The organism is Bacteroides cellulosilyticus, from assembly GCF_020091405.1.
Lineage (GTDB): Bacteria > Bacteroidota > Bacteroidia > Bacteroidales > Bacteroidaceae > Bacteroides.
This window is the reverse complement of sequence record NZ_CP081903.1, coordinates 6,168,833-6,187,206: the sequence shown is the minus strand read 5'-3', so window position 1 is coordinate 6,187,206 and position 18,374 is coordinate 6,168,833. Positions and strand designations below refer to the sequence as shown.

Here is an 18,374-nt window from a genome sequence, read left to right as displayed (position 1 = left end):
ATCCGCGTTCGTCCGCCTTATCCGCGTCGTCCGCATACCCATTTATAATAAAAACGAAATTGTATGAAGAAGATTATTAACCCATGGAAAGATTTGGAAGGATACAATTGTTTCGGTTGTGCTCCCAATAATGAGTCCGGTGTAAAAATGGAGTTTTATGAGGATGGCGACGAGGTGGTGAGCATCTGGAAGCCGCGTCCTGAGTATCAGGGTTGGCTGAATACGTTGCATGGTGGCATTCAGTCGGTGCTGCTGGATGAAATTTGCGGATGGGTGGTAGTGCGTAAGTTGCAGACAAGCGGGGTGACCTCGAAGATGGAAACTCGTTTTCGTAAACCGGTGTCGACTACAGACTCGCACGTCGTGTTGAGGGCTTCCATACGCGAGCAGAAGCGGAATATCGTGATTATCGACGCGAAACTTTATAATGAGGCGGGAGAGGTGTGCTCGGAGGCGGTATGCACTTATTTCACTTTCCCGAAGGAGAAGGCGGAACAGGAAATGCACTTTCATCACTGCGATGTGGAGAAGGAGGAGATTTTGCCGCTGATTTAAGTTTGCTCACTATTATAGGGTTATGAATCAAATGGGTACGCGGACGACGCGGATAAGGCGGACGAACGCGGACTTTAATTTATTAATAGTATAGCGCAGCTTTTTTAATCCGCGTTCGTCCGCCTTATCCGCGTCGTCCGCGTATCTATTGATTCATGTCTGCACCAGTTATGAATATATTTTAGACACGGATTACACTGTTGCAGTATATAAAAACAACAGTGTAATCCGTGTCTAAAATCTCATTTATCATTTGTTTCATTTCTGCACTATAATAAATTGGTCTGTACAAATCAGTGTGACTTGTAACGTAAACTAAGAAAATGATAGGAAAACGAAACTTTTTGTGATAAATCTTTGGAAGTTTCAAACGGATAGTTTACTTTTGTCGCATCAAAACAAAAGAATTGTATGAAAAATATTGTTGCACATCATCACCATCATCATTACCTGACGAATAATCGGTAGGCGTATGATTGTATGTGCATAATGAATAAACATATAAACGACGAGGCTTGCCGGATAATGGCAAGCCTCGTTTTTTGTTTTCAAGAGTTTAGTTAAGTCTAGTTTAGTTTTTGTGAGTAGTTAAATCGTAAAATTATAAATAAGATTATGTTATTAAGAATTGCAGTACAAGTTAAAGGTCGTCTTTATGACGAGACGATGTCATTTCTGGGAGAGTCGGATATCAAATTGAATGCGGTGAAACGTTCACTGCTGGTACAATCGTCTAATTTTCCTGTAGAGGTATTATTTTTGCGTGATGATGATATTCCGCAGTCAGTGGCAACAGGTGTGGCGGATATAGGTATCGTAGGCGAGAATGAATATGTGGAGAAGAATGAAAATGCAGAAATTGTAAAGCGTCTCGGATTCAGCAAATGCCGCTTGTCACTGGCTATTCCGAAGGATATCGAATATCCGGGTGTACAGTGGTTTGAAGGACGGAAGATTGCGACGTCGTATCCGGGTATCCTCAGTACATTCCTGAAAACACAGAATGTGAGTGCGGAGATACACGTGATTACGGGTTCGGTAGAAGTGGCACCGGGCATCGGACTGGCGGACGCGATTTTTGACATTGTTAGTTCGGGTTCTACGCTGGTGAGTAACCGGTTGAGAGAAGTGGAAGTGGTGATGAAATCGGAAGCACTGCTGATTGGTAACAGGAATCTGTGTGACGAGAAAAAGGAAATCTTGAAAGAGTTGCTTTTCCGTATGGATGCTGTGAAGACGGCGGAAGATAAGAAGTATGTGCTGATGAATGCACCGAAAGAACGTTTGGAAGAGATTATCCAGGTGCTTCCGGGTATGAAGAGCCCGACGGTGATGCCGTTGGCACAGGAGGGTTGGTGCTCGGTACATACAGTGCTGGATGAAAAGTGCTTCTGGGAAATTATCGGAAAGCTGAAGTCGCTGGGGGCAGAGGGAATTTTGGTGTTGCCGATTGAAAAAATGATATTGTGATGTACTTTTCTTTTGTCTTGAGACAAAAGAAAAGATACCAAAAGAAAAACTCAAGGCTGCACTTCCGGAGCTACTCCGGTAGCATTTTCAGCGTTTGACGCTCCTACAGTGAGGCCGGGGGACCATTCGGGGTGATGGTGTAGAATGAATATAAAAAATGGAATAGGGTATGAAATTAATTAATAATCCGGATAGATCACAATGGGCGGAAATACTGAAACGTCCGGTGATGAATACTGAGAATCTGTTCGATACGGTGCGGGAGATTATAGACCGCGTGAAGTCGGACGGTGACCGTGCGGTGCTGGAGATGGAGGCAAAGTTTGATAAGGTGGAGCTGACATCGCTGGCGGTGACGGAGGCGGAGCTGAAAGAAGCGGAGACGCTGGTGGATGAAAAGCTGAAGGCAGCTATCCGTCTGGCTAAACAGAATATAGAGACTTTTCATGCTGCACAGCACTTTGAGGGTAAGAAGGTGGAAACCATGCCGGGCGTGACGTGTTGGCAAAAGGCGGTGGCTATTGAAAAGGTGGGATTGTATATTCCCGGAGGAACGGCTCCTCTGTTCTCTACGGTGCTGATGCTGGCTGTGCCTGCGAAGATTGCGGGTTGTAAGGAGATTGTGCTTTGCACACCGCCAGATAAAGAAGGAAGGGTGCATCCTGCTATTCTTTTTGCCGCACAGGTGGCGGGGGTGAGCCGGATATTCAAGGCAGGTGGCGTACAGGCTATTGCTTCGATGGCTTATGGAACGGAAAGCGTGCCGAAGGTTTACAAGATATTCGGTCCGGGAAACCAGTATGTGACGGCAGCGAAACAGTTGGTCAGTCTGCGTGATGTGGCGATTGATATGCCTGCCGGTCCATCGGAAGTGGAAGTGCTGGCGGATGAAACGGCGAATCCGGTATTTGTAGCTGCGGACCTGCTGAGCCAGGCTGAACACGGTGTGGATAGTCAGGCGATGCTGATTACCACTTCGGAGGCTTTGCAACAGGCTGTGAAAGAGGAAGTAGAACGTCAGTTGGAACTTCTGCCCCGTAAGGAAATTGCGGAGAAATCTCTTGCCAACAGTAAGCTTATTGTGGTGAAGGATATGGAAGAGGCCATCGAACTGACGAACGAATATGCACCCGAACACCTGATTGTGGAAACTGCGGACTATATGCAGGTGGCAGAACTTGTGGTGAATGCGGGCTCCGTTTTCTTGGGATCACTCTCACCGGAAAGTGCGGGAGACTATGCCTCGGGAACGAATCATACCTTGCCGACGAACGGATATGCGAAAGCTTATAGCGGTGTGAGCCTAGATAGTTTTATCCGCAAGATTACGTTCCAGGAAATCCGTTCGGAAGGTATGAAGAATATCGGCCCTGCTATTGAAGAGATGGCGGCGAACGAACATCTGGATGCGCATAAAAATGCGGTAACAGTGAGATTAAAAACAATATAGAATACAAATTACATGAATTACACGAATAAGGGTAAAGATGAAATTTGTGTAATTCGCGTAATTAGTGTTCAATACTTTATCATATTATAGATCATGAAAACATTGCAAGAACTGACCCGTCCGAATATCTGGAAGTTGAAACCTTATTCTTCGGCACGTGATGAATATAAAGGTGTAACGGCATCGGTATTTCTCGATGCGAACGAGAACCCGTACAACCTGCCGCACAACCGCTATCCCGACCCGATGCAGTGGGAACTGAAAACGGAACTTTCCAAGATAAAGAAGGTGTCTCCCGAGCATATTTTCCTGGGCAATGGTAGCGACGAAGCTATCGACCTGGTCTTTCGTGCTTTCTGTGAGCCGGGAGTGGACAATGTGGTGGCTATCGATCCCACTTACGGCATGTATCAGGTATGTGCTGATGTGAATAATGTGGAGTATCGCAAAGTCCTGCTCAACGAGCATTTCCAGTTCTCGGCAGACAAGTTGCTGGCAGCTGCGGATGAACGGACGAAGCTGATTTTCCTGTGCTCGCCTAATAATCCTACGGGGAACGATCTGTTGCGCAGTGAGATAGAGAAGTTGCTGCGTGAGTTTGAAGGGCTGGTGATACTGGATGAGGCATACAGTGACTTTTCAGAATCCCCGTCGTTCTTGCTGGATTTAGATAAATATCCGAATCTTGTTGTGTTCCAGACTTTTTCTAAAGCATGGGGCTGTGCGGCTATCCGCCTGGGAATGGCGTTTGCTTCTACGGAAATCATCGGTATCCTGAGCAAGATAAAGTACCCTTATAATGTGAACCAACTGACTCAGAAACAGGCAATAGAGATGTTGCATAAGTACTATGAGATAGAGCGTTGGGTGAAGAGGCTGAAAGATGAACGCGAGGATTTGGAGAAACGTTTTTCCGAACTGCCGTTGACGGTGGAAGTATTTCCGTCTGATGCCAATTTCTTCCTGGCACGGGTGACGGATGCGGTGAAAATCTATAATTATCTGGTAGGAGAGGGGATCATCGTCCGCAACCGTAATTCTATATCGCTTTGTGGCAACTGCTTGCGTGTGACGGTAGGAACGAGGATGGAGAATGATAAACTGATAGAAGCGTTGCAGGGATTTATAATCTGATAATTTACAAAGTACAATTTTTGAGTACATGAAGAAAGTATTATTTATAGACCGTGACGGGACTTTGGTGATTGAACCGCCCGTAGATTACCAGTTGGATTCGCTGGAAAAGTTGGAGTTTTATCCCAAAGTGATGCGTAATCTCGGTTTTATCCGTAGCAAATTGGATTTCGAGTTTGCGATGGTGACTAATCAAGATGGTTTGGGCACGGCTTCTTTCCCGGAAGAAACTTTCTGGCCTGCGCATAACCTGATGATGAAGACGCTAGAAGGTGAAGGGATTACGTTTGATGAAATCTTCATCGATCGTAGTATGCCGGAAGATATGGCACCGACCCGGAAGCCGCGCACAGGGATGTTGACGAAGTATCTGAATAATCCGGAGTACGATCTTGCCGGAAGTTTCGTTATCGGTGACCGTCCGACGGATGTGGAACTGGCTAAGAATTTGGGTTGCCGGGCTATTTATTTGCAGGATGATACTGTATTGCTGAAGCTGGAATCCGAAGGTGGAACTGCTGCCTGCGAAGGTCTGGAAGAGGTATGTGCCCTTGTCACGAAAGATTGGGATAAAATTGCCGAATTTCTTTTTGCCGGAGAACGGAAAGCGGAAGTACGCCGCACAACAAAGGAAACGGATATTTTCGTGTCTCTGAATCTGGATGGTAACGGTGCCTGCGACATCCATACCGGACTGGGTTTCTTCGACCACATGCTGGAGCAAATAGGAAAGCATGGTGGTCTGGACCTGACGATCCATGTGAAAGGCGATCTGGAAGTAGATGAGCATCACACCATAGAAGACACTGCGATTGCATTAGGCGATTGCATCTATCAGGCATTGGGCAACAAGCGTGGTATCGAGCGTTATGGCTATGCCCTGACGATGGATGACTGCCTTTGCCAGGTTTGCCTGGACTTCGGCGGACGTCCCTGGCTGGTATGGGATGCAGAATTCAATCGTGAAAAGATTGGTGAGATGCCAACAGAAATGTTCCTGCATTTCTTCAAATCCCTGAGCGATGCTGCCAAGATGAACCTGAATGTAAAAGCGGAAGGCCAGAACGAGCACCATAAGATAGAAGGTATTTTCAAAGCGCTGGCCCGCGCTATAAAGATGGCGGTGAAGAGGGATATCTATCACTTTGAATTGCCGAGTTCGAAGGGAGTGCTTTAATCTAAATATTAAGTATGAAGTATTAAGTATTAAGTATGAAGTATTAAGTATAGCTATGCAGAGTCACGGCGCAGCTTATACTTCATACTTAATACTTATACTTCATACTTCATATTTCTCTCACCGTTCAGAAATGGACATCCCCACTGTCCGATAATGAACACCCACCCCTGTCCAGAAGCATCCTGGCGCTTTGGCACGCTCTTTGCTTTTCTGTTTACAACTATTTTTTGATAAACATGAAAAGGAATATTTTACTCGCAGCTTGGATGCTATTTCCGTTCGCCGCTTTTGCACAGAACGATACATTGACAAACGAACGTGAACGTCTCATCACTTTAAATGAAGCGATAGCTTTGGCACGTACCCAGTCAGTGGATGCCGCCGTAGCGCTGAATGAATTGAAGACTTCATACTGGGAATATCGTACTTTCCGTGCCGACCTGTTACCGGAAGTGAATCTGAACGGTACTTTACCCAATTACAATAAATCTTACAGTAGATATCAAAACTCGGATGGTTCCTACTCATTCGTGCGTAACAATACGCTGGGACTTTCCGGAACGCTCTCCATAGACCAGAACTTATGGTTTACGGGCGGTAAATTGTCACTGGCCTCTTCTCTTGAATATATCAAGCAATTAGGTTCAGGAGGAGATAAACGGTTTATGTCCGTCCCCGTCAGCCTGGAATTGTCGCAACCTATTTTCGGAGTGAACAACTTAAAATGGAACCGTCGTATTGAACCGGTGAGATATGCGGAAGCAAAAGCAGCCTTTATCACTGCTACGGAACAGGTGACGATGAAGACAATCACTTATTTTTTCAATCTGCTGCTGGCTAAAGAAAATTTGAAAACTGCTCACCAGAATAAAGTGAATGCTGACCGCCTCTATGAAGTGGCAGTGGCAAAGCGCAAGATGGGGCAGATTTCTGAAAATGACCTGTTGCAGTTGAAATTGAATGCTTTGCAAGGCAAGGCGGATGTGACGGAAGCGGAGAGTAACCTGAATGCGAAAATGTTCCAGTTGCGTTCGTTCCTCGGTTTGTCGGAAGACGAGAGCCTGAATCCGATGTTGCCGACTTCTGCACCGGATATGAAGATGGAATATAATCTTGTATTGAACAAAGCTCTGGATCGGAACTCGTTTGCACAGAATATCCGTCGTCGTCAGTTGGAAGCGGACTATGAAGTAGCTACGGCTCGCGGAAATTTGCGCAGCATTGACCTGTTTGCCAGTGTGGGTTATACAGGGCAGGATCGTGATTTGACTTCCGCTTACAAGGGGCTGCTTGATAATCAGATTGTGCAGGTAGGTGTGAAAGTACCTATCTTGGACTGGGGAAAACGCCGAGGAAAAGTACGTGTGGCAAAGAGTAACCGTGAAGTGGTGCTTTCCAGAATCCGTCAGGAACAGATGGACTTCAATCAGGATATCTTCCTGCTCGTAGCGAACTTCAATAATCAGGCACAACAATTGGGTATTGCACAGGAAGCTGACGGCATTGCCGAGAAACGTTATAAAACCAGTGTGGAAACCTTTATGATCGGACAAATCAGTACGCTGGACCTGAACGACGCACAGAAATCAAAAGATGAAGCAAGACAGAAACATATTTCCGAGCTTTATTATTATTGGTACTATTTCTATCAGATCCGCAGTCTGACACTTTGGGATTTTGAACGGAATTGTGAACTGGAGGCGGACTTTGAAGAAATTGTGAGAGGATAATTTCACCACGGAGGGCACAGAGAACACAGAGGTAAAGAAAATATATTGAAAAAACTCTGTGTCCTCTGTGTCCTCTGTGGTTAAAATAGTTATTTTTGCAAACCATAAAACAACGAAATCTTATGATACTGATAATCGACGATGATAGTGCCGTACGTTCTTCCCTCAGTTTTATGCTGAAACGTGCAGGATATGAAGCGCAAACTGTTCCCGGACCGCGCGAAGCAATGGATGTGGTGCGTGCCGAGGCACCTGCCCTCATTTTGATGGACATGAACTTCACCCTTTCCACAACGGGAGAAGAAGGATTGACTCTGCTGAAGCAAGTGAAAATATTCCGCCCCGATGTACCCGTTATCCTGATGACAGCATGGGGGAGTATACAACTTGCCGTGCAGGGTATGCAGGCAGGCGCGTTCGACTTTATCACGAAGCCGTGGAACAATGCCGCTTTGCTGCAACGCATCGAGACAGCCCTTGAACTGACTGCCGTCCCGAAAAATGCACCGGAAGAACAGAGCGAGACGCTGAACCGCAGCCATATCATCGGAAAATCTCAGGGATTGATGGAAGTGCTGAATACGGTGGCACGCATTGCGCGTACCAATGCCTCGGTACTGATTACCGGTGAGAGTGGAACGGGTAAGGAGTTGATTGCCGAAGCCATCCACATCAACAGCCAGCGGGTGAAACAGCCGTTTGTAAAGGTCAACCTGGGCGGTATCTCGCAGAGCCTTTTTGAAAGCGAAATGTTCGGCCATAAGAAAGGGGCTTTTACGGATGCGACAACAGACCGTATAGGACGCTTTGAACTTGCCAACAAGGGTACTATCTTCCTGGATGAAATTGGTGACCTCGATCCTTCCTGCCAGGTGAAACTGCTTCGTGTATTGCAGGATCAGACGTTTGAAGTGCTGGGAGACAGCCGTCCCCGCAAGACGGATATCCGTGTGGTATCCGCCACCAATGCCGACCTCCGTAAGATGGTATCGGAACGCACATTCCGCGAAGATTTGTTTTATCGTATCAACCTGATAACCGTTAAGTTGCCATCCCTTCGCGAACGCCGTGAAGATATTCCTTTGCTGGCACGCCACTTTGCCGACCGCCAGGCAGAGCTTAACGGACTGCCCCGCACGGAATTCTCGGCAGATGCCCTGAACTTCCTTTCCCGCTTGCCTTATCCGGGAAATATTCGTGAATTGAAGAATTTGGTAGAGCGTACGATCCTCGTCAGCGGAAAACCGACGCTGGATGCTTCGGATTTTGACGCACAATATCTGCGCCATGATGAACCGGTGAAGGCTTCGGACGCATCGTCTCTGGCAGGCATGACGCTGGATGAAATAGAGCGTCAGACTATTTTGCAGGCGCTCGATCGCCATAAGGGAAATCTCAGTCAGGTAGCTATGACGCTCGGCATTAGTCGTGCCGCCCTCTATCGCCGACTGGAAAAGTTTAATATAACAGTCACAGAAAAGTGAGAATAAAGTTCTATTTCTCCATACTTGTCCTTTTCCTTCTGGGTTTAGGTGGTGTGCTTCTCTACTTGGCAAAGGGGATGAAGCCGTTGCACCTCTACATTGTAGAGGGAATCATTGCATTTATCCTGGTGTTCCTGTTTATCTTCTACCGTAAGATTGTGAAACCGATGAATATTATCGGCAGCGGTATGGAATTGCTGCGCGAACAGGATTTCAGCAGCAGGCTCAGCAAAGTAGGGCAATACGAGGCGGACCGCATTGTAAATGTGTTCAACCGTATGATGGAGCAATTGAAGAACGAACGTTTGCGTCTGCGCGAGCAAAACCATTTTCTGGACTTGCTAATCCAGGCTTCGCCGATGGGAGTTGTTATTACCACACTGAACGGTGAAATATCCCAGCTCAATCCGATGGGATTGAAGATGATGGGAGTACGTCTGGAAGAGATTATGGGAAAGAAAATAGAGAATATAGACTCTCCTTTGGCTGAAGAACTGGCGAATATCTCAAAAGATCAGACGGCAGTAGTGCGTCTGAATGACTCGAATATCTACAAATGTACCCATTCCTCCTTTATCGACAGAGGTTTTCATCATCCTTTCTATCTGATAGAGAAGATGACGGACGAGGTGATGCGTGCTGAAAAGAAAGCGTATGAGAAGGTGATCCGCATGATTGCGCACGAGGTGAACAATACGACGGCGGGTATTACATCTACTCTCGATACCGTGGAGCAAGCCCTTTCCACCGAAGAGGATATGGAGGATATCTGCGATGTAATGCGCGTTTGTACCGAGCGTTGCTTCTCTATGAGTCGCTTTATCACCCGTTTTGCCGATGTCGTGAAAATTCCTGAGCCCACCTTGGCTACAGGCAAACTGAATGAATTGGCCTCCATGTGTAAACGCTTTATGGAGGGTATGTGCAACGACCGGAATATTCTTCTCTGGCTGGAATGTGATCCGAAGCTGGAACCGGTACGCTTTGATGCGGCATTGCTGGAACAGGTATTGGTGAATATTATCAAGAATGCTGCGGAAAGTATCGAACATGCGCCCGAAGGAACGATCCAGCAGGGTAGGGTTGTAGTCCGTACAATCGCTCCTACCACGATTGAAGTGGTAGATAATGGCCCCGGTATAACAAAAGAGACTGAAGCAAAGCTCTTCAGTCCCTTCTTTTCCACCAAACCGAACGGGCAGGGAATCGGTCTGGTGTTTATTCGCGAGGTGCTTACCCGTCATGGGTGTACGTTCTCTTTACGCACGTACAGTGATGGGTTGACACGCTTCCGCATAATCTTCCCATAGGGAAGAAGTGACTGGGCTACGAGTTACGAGCTACAAGTACCTTGCGGCATTATAGCGCAGCCCACTTGTAGCTCGTAGCTCGTAGCTTGTAGCTTATAGCTTGTAACTTTTCGCGTATTCGTCAAGAATCCGCTTGATGCCCTGGCCGATGACCACATAGTCCTTTTCGTTCAGGTTGGCAAGCGAGGCGCGTATGCTCCATTCCGGACCGTCGAAGCCACCGCCGTTCAGCAGGACGAGAGACGTTTCTTTCGCCAGGCGGAATACGACGTTCAGCGGGCTGTAGGTACGTTTCAGGTATTCTACGAAATCATCTCCATAGAATTTCTTTGCCCATACCAGCATGTCGATCTCCGTATAATACCCTACGCGGAGCGGGTCTTTTATCAACGTGAATCCCGTATTATCCCACAAGGCGTGCAGACGCTTTTCAATGATTTCCATCATCTTCAGTTTATATTTATTTTCCTTATCCAGCAGGGCGAAGGAAGCGAATAAACTCATTTGCATCTGTTGAGGCAATGACAGGCCGGCGGTATGGTTCAGTGCAACCTGTCGGCTGTCGGCTACCATGCGGTCGATGAACTTCATTTTTTCGGGTTGCAGGGTCAGACTTGAGTAACGGCGGTTCAGCGCATTGCGTTTATCTTCCGGCAGGCGAGCGATTTGCTTGTCGTAAATGTTGTCTTCGTGCAGGGCAATGACGGCATCACGCCAGCCGGTAGCTCCGAAATATTTGGAGAAGGAATAGACGCAAAGCGTATTGTGCGGCAGTTCAGCCATGAATGAGCGGAAGTGCGGGCTGAATGTGCCGTATACATCATCCGTGATAACCATCAGGTTCGGGTTATCATTCTTCACGATATTGACAATGCGTGCCATTGTCTCCGGACTGAGGGCATAACTGGGCGGATTGCTGGGGTTGGTCACGAAGAGCGCTTTGATGGAGGGATCTTTCAGACGGTCGATGTCCTTGTCATTGTATTGCCAGAGGTGGAACCCGTCGTCCGTCATACGGTCGGCATGCAGCTCTATCATGTTGAACTGGTAGCGGCTCAGTTGCGGAATTTCGATATAAGGAGTGAAGGCGGGCACCATAAGGGCGATGCCGTCACCTTTGTCCAGCAGGAAGTTTTCCTGAAGGGAGTCGAAGAGGTAACACATGGCGGCGGTTCCGCCTTCGGTGGCAAAGAGGTCGAATGTGCCGCGTGGAGGGCGGTTGTCGCACATTTCCTGTGACAGATAATCTTGTACCAGTATTTCGGTGAAATGCAGGATGCGGTCGGGCACAGGGTACTGGTCGCCGATGATGGCTTCTGCCCATTCATGCACCAGGGAGTCGGGGTCGGCGGCATGTTGCATTAACAGGTAGTTATAGGTTTGCTCCAGGAGTTTGGCGCCGTGGGCGGTATTGTTTTTTTTGAGGAATGCTTCGAAGCGGGAGGCAATGCCGGACTTTTCGGGAATGCCGGCAATGCCTTCGGGGAGGTTCATGACGCGGCGACATTCTTCCAGTCCGAACTGTCCCAGGAGGAAGAAGGCCTCGCGAGGGGTGGTAGCAATCCAGTTAGGGTTACCGCGTCCGGCGTTCAGCATGGTGCGGGCAGTTTTCTTCAGGCTTTCATCAGCCATATCGATCAATTGATTCTTCAGCTCGAATGGGCTGATGGTCTCCATTTTCTTTTCAAAATTCTTAGTATCCATATTGTTAAGTTTAAGTTTGTATCTTATAAATTCTTCGGGTGCGGTAAACTAATCTTGCGGCTGCAGGAAACTAATCTCTGCGTTGCAAGAAACTAATATCTGCGTTGCAAGAAATTATTCATACTATAATTATTATTGTTTCTTACAATAGCTGTTATACTATCTTACAATAGTTATAATACTTTCTTACAACAATTGTTGTATGAATAATTATATGCATCTCCGGGATTAGTTTCTTGCACTCCGGGGATTAGTTTCTTGCATCGCAGATATTAGTTCTCCATATCGCAGATATTAGCTCTTCATCTGATGAAGATTTATCGTTTAAACCATGAGCACAATGGCAACACCCCATATTATCAATAAGGTATTTCCTACGGCATACGTCACCGTATAACCCAGTGCAGGCGTCTCACTCTCCACTGCATCTTGTATCGCTCCCAGTGCGGCTGTTGTAGTACGTGCTCCGGCGCAGCACCCCAGGGCAATGGCGGGATGGAACTTGAAGATGTACTTTGCAAGCAACAAACCGATAATCAACGGCAGGGTAGTGGCTATGGCACCTACAATGAACAAACTGAGTCCGACATCCCGGAAGCCTTGTACGAAACTCGGTCCGGCGGCTATTCCCACTACAGCGATGAACATATTCAGCCCTACATTATTCAGTACCCACAGGGAAGCTTCGGGGATACGTCCGAACGTAGGATGCTTGCTGCGTAGCCAGCCGAAGAATAATCCGGCTATCAATGCGCCTCCACTCGTACTCAGACTGATGGGAACACCACCGATGTGGATGGATAATGCACCGAACAAACCACCTATCAGAATACCTAATCCAACGAATATCATATCCGTTTGGTGGGTAGGCCGATCCACATATCCTATTTGTACAGCGGCACTTTCCACTTCCTGTTTGGTGCCTACTACTTCGATGACGTCGCCGGCATCCAATTTGGTCTGTGCCAGTACAGGTATTTCAATTCCCGCACGCTTGATGCTGCGGATGCTGACGCCATGCATGAATTTATGCCGGCGGATATTCGCCACAGTCTTTCCGGCGAACGTTTTCTTTGTGACCGTGACAGGTAACGTTTCTGCCGGGAAATCGAGTAACTGCGCGTCCTGTACTTCTTCGCCTATCCAGTCCTCTTCGCCGATAACGAATTCACGGCGTCCGCTGAGAACGACTTCGTCTCCTATATTCAATACGGTATTCGGGGCTACATCCCGAACGACTCCTTGCTTGCGCAGACGCTCTACAAACAGGCGTTTACCATCTTTCTGGAAGTACATTTCCAGGTCTATCACCCGGCGGCCTTGTTTGAACCATTCGTTTTCTATCTTGTAGGCGCGGAAGGTTACAGGGCGTGCGGCGTGCATAAATCCTGGTTCGTCTGCCTCGGAACTACCCATTTTGGCTTCCAGTTCTTTGCAGGCGGCTTTTACTTTTTCCAATCCGCCCAATAGTTTGGGACCGAGGGAGGAGAGTACCCAGGCTGAACCTGCCGTACCGAAAACGTAAGTCACTGCATAAGATACGGGGATGATATTGATATAACTTTGGCGTTGCGCTTCGTCCAGTCCCATGTTTGCCATGGTGTCTTCGGCTACTCCGATGACGGCGGAGATGGTTTGCGAACCTGCCAGTAATCCGGCGGCTTCACCGGGATTGTAGCCCATCACGAGGGCGAGAAGCCAGGTCACTACCAATACGGATACACACATCAGTACGGCAAAGCCTACCTGGGGGAGTCCGTCTTTTTTCAGTCCGCGGAAGAACTGCGGCCCTACTTTATACCCGACGGCGAACAGAAAGAGAAGAAAGAACACGGATTTGATGGGGCCTGGCACGTCAATCTTCAACTGTCCTACCAATACGCCTACAAGCAGTACGCTTGTGACCGTCCCCAAGCTGAACTTCCCGATGCGTAGCTTGCCAAGCCAGAACCCCAGGAACAGGGTGAGGAATATGGCAAGTTCGGGGCGCTCCCTGAGCTGGTTTATTATCCATTCCATAATTAAGTTGTTTAGGTTATTAATTGGTTTTCGATGCTTTTCGCGTCGTTTAAGATATATACAACAGCCTGCAAAAGGAAGTGTTTCGTGCAAAAGTGGTTTTTTAGAACATTTATTCAGCAAAACTGAACTTTCTGAAAAAGTTTTCTTGCGTACCTTTGCGGGCACAAAAGAAGGATAAATGATAATTTATCGCGCAAAGCGCGATAAGTAACGAGCTACAAGCTACAAGTGACAAGTACCTTTCGGCGTGATAGCCGGGCGAATTATTATTCGCCCACGAGTACAGCGCAGCAACTCGTTACTGGTAGCTCGTAGCTCGTAACTTAATTTAGCGGCAAAGCCGCTAAATTATCATTTATCTTTCAACATTATATAAAGTAGGTATGAGGTTTACTTTTTTAAGGATTTTATTGTTCATCAGCCTTTGCTGGATGAGCTTTCCCCTGCAAGCACAATATGTGGTACAAGGTGTTGTTACGGACTCGTTAACCCGTGAGCCTCTCCCATATACATCTGTGTATCTGAAAGGTACTACCGAAGGAGGTATGACTAACGACAAAGGACAGTTTTCTTTCAAGACCTACCGCCCCCAAGCCGTGCTGGTTATTTCTGCCATTGGATATAATGAATACACCCGTCTTATTCATCCGGCACAAGGTATCCGTCTTACCATCGCCCTTTCTCCGGCAACGTATGCCCTGAACGAAGTGCTGGTAAAGCCCAAACGGGAGCGATATAAGAAAAAAGATAATCCCGCCGTGGAATTTGTGAGACAAATGATAGAGCATCGGGATGACTATTCGCCCAAGGAGTTGGACTTCTGGCAACGGGATCGTTATGAGAAGATGACCTTTGCCATCAACAACTTTGACAGCGTAAAGCAACAGAAGTGGCTTTATCGTAAGTTCAAGTTCCTGACGGACTATGTGGATACTTCCGCCGTTACGGGAAAGCCCGTGCTTGCCGTCTCCAATCGTGAGTTGCTGGCTACGGACTATTACCGCAAATCTCCCAAAAGTCAGAAACAGCGCGTACATGCCCGCAAACAGGCCGGTGTGGACGAGATGCTTTCGCAGCAAGGCATGGAGCAAGCCATCAGTGTGACGATGACGGATGTTGATATTTATGAGAACAACATCACGCTGTTCACCAATAAGTTCGTAAGTCCGCTCTCTTCCCTGGGCCCTTCATTCTATAAATATTATCTGATGGACACGCTTACGATAGCGGGCCAGCCTTGTGTGGATCTGACGTTCGTACCTTTCAATTCCGAATCCTTCGGTTTTACGGGACACTTGTACGTTACTTTGGATAGTACCTATTTCGTGCGTCGTGCCACCATGAACTTTCCACAGAAAATCAATCTGAATTTTGTGGATTATATGTCTCTTGAACAGAACTTTACCCGTGGGGCAGACGGTACGCGCCAGTTGGCTGACGAACATATCACCACCGAATTCAAGTTGGTGGACAACAGTGACGGTATCTATGCCAAACGAGATGTATATTACAGGAACTATGTGTATGAACCTTCTGCGGATGCCCTTTCGGCCTTTAAGAAGCCGGAAAAAGTGATTGAGCCGGCCGAAGCGACGCATCGCACGGAAGCTTACTGGGACGATAACCGTCAGGTGGAAGTCAGCAAGAAGGAAACTTCCGTTGATAAAATGATGGCGCAGCTTCGCACGTATCCTGTCTATTACTGGACGGAGAAGACCTTGAAAGTGTTGTTTACCGGATACATACCCGCACCTAAAGAGAAAGAACCCTTGTTCTATATAGGTATGATGAATACCACCATAAGCGGCAACACCCTGGAAGGTGTGCGTCTGCGTGCGGGAGGTATGACTACGGCGTGGCTCAATCCGCACCTATTCTATAAAGGATACATGGCTTACGGTTTCAAAGACCATCGGATGAAGGGAATGGCGGAAGTGGAATATTCTTTCCATAAAAAGAAGGAGTATGCCAACGAATTTCCTATTCATTCTTTGAAAGCACGATATACCTCGGATGTAAACCAATACGGACAACATTACCTCTATACCAGTCAGGACAACGTATTCCTGAGCTTGAAGCGCCAGAAGGACGACCGGATAGGCTATCAGCGCAAGGCGGAACTGACTTACACCAATGAGTTCCATTCCGGTTTCTCCTTTCAGCTCACTTCCCGCTTCCGGCAGGATGAGTCTTCGTATCTTATCCCTTTCCTGAAGCAGGATGAGATGGCAACGCCCGTGAAGAAAATATCGAATGCCGAGTTTGAAGTAAAATTGCGTTATGCGCCGAATGAAAAATTCTTTCAGACGCAATGGAACCGTTTTCCGGTATCGCTGGATGCGCCGGTCTTCTCACTTTCGCATACGATGGCTGCAAAAGGAGTGTTGGGTGGTGATTATACCTATCAATATACAGAGGCAGGTTTTCAGAAACGTTTCTGGTTTTCGGCCTTCGGCTATACCGACGTTATCCTGAAAGCCGGGAAAGTTTGGAATAAAGTACCTTTCCCGTTACTGATTATCCCGAACGCCAACCTTTCTTATACTATTCAGCCGGAGTCTTACTCCCTGATGAATGCCATGGAGTTTATGAACGATGAATATGCTTCGTGGGACGTTACTTATTATCTAAATGGCTTTTTGTTCAACCGCGTACCTTTGCTGAAAAAGTTGAAATGGCGTGAAGTACTTTCGTTCCGGGGATTGTACGGGAATTTGAGCGACAAGAATAATCCGACGGTCAGCAATGATCTTTTTCGTTTTCCCGCCACAACCTCTTATATGGGGGATACCCCTTATATGGAAGTGGGTGTCGGTGTAGAGAATATTTTGAAGGTAATCCGCCTCGATTATGTCTGGCGATTAACTTACAGAAATTTGCCCGGAATTGATAAATCCGGTCTTAGAATCAGTCTGCACATGACCTTTTAACTTAAATCTTACTAATAGAACATTAAATCGGATAAAATGACGAGTCTCAATTGAACAAAATAGCCTAAATTTGAGCAATTTTTTAAACTTTAAAAGATACAATGGCAATGAAAGAAAACATTAAGCCGGCAACTGGTCGTTTGGGTGTACTGGTAGTCGGAGTGGGTGGCGCGGTCTCAACCACCATGATAACGGGTACATTAGCTGCTCGTAAGGGACTGGCAAAACCTATTGGGTCTATTACACAGATGGCCACAATACGCATGGAGAACAACGACGAAAAGCTGATTAAGGACGTAGTGCCTTTGGCAGATTTGAACGACATTGTTTTCGGCGGATGGGATATCTTCCCTGATAATGCATACGAAGCTGCGATGTATGCAGAAGTTCTGAAAGAAAAAGACTTAAATCTGGTAAAAGAGGAATTGCAAGCCATCAAACCGATGCCTGCTGCCTTTGACCACAACTTTGCAAAACGTCTGAATGGTACGTACATCAAACAGGCTGCCACCCGTTGGGAAATGATGGAGCAACTGCGTGAGGATATCCGTAACTTCAAGGCTGCCAACAACTGTGAGCGTATTGCTGTGCTGTGGGCTGCAAGTACTGAAATCTACGTTCCGTTGTGTAAAGAACACGAGTCGCTTGCTGCTTTGGAAGAAGCAATGAAGGCTAATAACACGGAAGTGATTTCTCCGAGTATGTGCTACGCTTATGCTGCAATTGCAGAAGGTGCTCCGTTCATCATGGGTGCTCCTAACCTGTGCGTAGATACTCCGGCAATGTGGGAATTCTCTAAGAAGATGAATGTGCCCATCTCCGGTAAGGACTTCAAGAGTGGACAGACACTGATGAAAACAGTGCTCGCTCCGATGTTCAAGACCCGTATGCTGGGTGTAAGCGGTTGGTTCTCTACCAACATCCTGGGTAACCGTGACGGCGAAGTGCTCGATCAACCCGAAAACTTCAAAACAAAAGAAGTCAGCAAATTGTCTGTTATCGATAACATCTTCGAACCGGAAAAATATCCCGACCTCTATGGTGATGTTTACCACAAGGTTCGTATCAACTACTATCCTCCCCGTAAAGATAATAAGGAAGCATGGGATAATATCGACATCTTCGGATGGATGGGTTACCCGATGGAAATCAAAGTAAACTTCCTGTGCCGTGACTCTATCCTTGCAGCTCCTATTGCACTCGACCTTGTTATTTTCAGTGACCTGGCATTGCGTGCAGGTATGTCTGGAATCCAGACTTGGTTGTCATTCTTCTGCAAGAGCCCGATGCACGACTTTGAGCATGAACCGATTCATGATCTGTTCACTCAATGGAGAATGGTGAAAGAAACAATCCGTACGATGGTGGGTGAAAAATCACCGAGCTATCTGGATTAATAAATAAT

12 protein-coding genes are annotated in these 18,374 nt (G+C 47.0%); 10 read left to right on the top strand and 2 right to left on the bottom strand.

What is annotated here, in order from left to right:
• The first annotated feature begins 63 nt into the window (after positions 1-63).
• The 8 genes from K6V21_RS23850 (at position 64) to K6V21_RS23815 (ending at position 10,313) form a co-directional block, all read left to right on the top strand.
• Positions 64-555, top strand: coding sequence for a PaaI family thioesterase (locus tag K6V21_RS23850; protein WP_007214527.1), 492 nt, complete (start codon positions 64-66; stop codon positions 553-555).
• Positions 556-1,170: 615 nt separating this feature from the next.
• Positions 1,171-2,025, top strand: coding sequence for an ATP phosphoribosyltransferase (gene hisG / locus K6V21_RS23845; protein ID WP_224320101.1), 855 nt, complete (start codon positions 1,171-1,173; stop codon positions 2,023-2,025).
• Positions 2,026-2,194: 169 nt separating this feature from the next.
• On the top strand, positions 2,195-3,475 hold the full coding sequence (hisD, locus tag K6V21_RS23840) for a histidinol dehydrogenase (RefSeq protein ID WP_224320100.1): 1,281 nt from the start codon (positions 2,195-2,197) through the stop codon (positions 3,473-3,475).
• 93 nt (positions 3,476-3,568) lie between these two features.
• The gene (hisC, locus tag K6V21_RS23835) at positions 3,569-4,609 is read left to right on the top strand and encodes a histidinol-phosphate transaminase (RefSeq protein ID WP_224320099.1); all 1,041 of its coding nucleotides are present in this window, start codon (positions 3,569-3,571) and stop codon (positions 4,607-4,609) included.
• 28 nt (positions 4,610-4,637) lie between these two features.
• Positions 4,638-5,786 carry a bifunctional histidinol-phosphatase/imidazoleglycerol-phosphate dehydratase HisB gene (gene hisB / locus K6V21_RS23830; RefSeq protein ID WP_224320098.1) on the top strand — a complete coding sequence of 383 codons (1,149 nt, stop codon included), beginning with the start codon at positions 4,638-4,640 and terminating at the stop codon, positions 5,784-5,786.
• 239 nt (positions 5,787-6,025) lie between these two features.
• On the top strand, positions 6,026-7,519 hold the full coding sequence (locus K6V21_RS23825; protein WP_224320097.1) for a TolC family protein: 1,494 nt from the start codon (positions 6,026-6,028) through the stop codon (positions 7,517-7,519).
• Positions 7,520-7,641: 122 nt separating this feature from the next.
• Positions 7,642-9,003, top strand: a complete 1,362-nt coding sequence (locus K6V21_RS23820) for a sigma-54-dependent transcriptional regulator (protein WP_217715889.1) — start codon at positions 7,642-7,644, stop codon at positions 9,001-9,003.
• Positions 9,000-10,313 (top strand): sensor histidine kinase, encoded by a 1,314-nt coding sequence (locus tag K6V21_RS23815; RefSeq protein WP_217715888.1) that lies wholly within the window; start codon positions 9,000-9,002, stop codon positions 10,311-10,313. Before K6V21_RS23820 ends, K6V21_RS23815 begins: the two co-directional genes overlap by 4 nt.
• A gap of 93 nt (positions 10,314-10,406) precedes the next feature.
• On the opposite strand, the gene aspD is transcribed toward K6V21_RS23815, so the two are convergent.
• Positions 10,407-12,017 carry an aspartate 4-decarboxylase gene (aspD, locus tag K6V21_RS23810; protein WP_224320096.1) on the bottom strand — a complete coding sequence of 537 codons (1,611 nt, stop codon included), beginning with the start codon at positions 12,015-12,017 and terminating at the stop codon, positions 10,407-10,409.
• A 324-nt stretch (positions 12,018-12,341) separates the two neighbouring features.
• Positions 12,342-14,036 carry an aspartate-alanine antiporter gene (gene aspT, locus K6V21_RS23805; protein WP_224320095.1) on the bottom strand — a complete coding sequence of 565 codons (1,695 nt, stop codon included), beginning with the start codon at positions 14,034-14,036 and terminating at the stop codon, positions 12,342-12,344.
• A gap of 386 nt (positions 14,037-14,422) precedes the next feature.
• Here aspT and K6V21_RS23800 point away from each other — a divergent pair, with 386 nt between their 5' ends.
• The gene (locus K6V21_RS23800) at positions 14,423-16,969 is read left to right on the top strand and encodes a DUF5686 and carboxypeptidase-like regulatory domain-containing protein (RefSeq protein WP_224320094.1); all 2,547 of its coding nucleotides are present in this window, start codon (positions 14,423-14,425) and stop codon (positions 16,967-16,969) included.
• A gap of 107 nt (positions 16,970-17,076) precedes the next feature.
• Entirely contained in the window at positions 17,077-18,366 is a 1,290-nt protein-coding gene (locus tag K6V21_RS23795) for an inositol-3-phosphate synthase (protein ID WP_022210690.1), read from the top strand.
• Positions 18,367-18,374 lie beyond the last annotated feature (8 nt).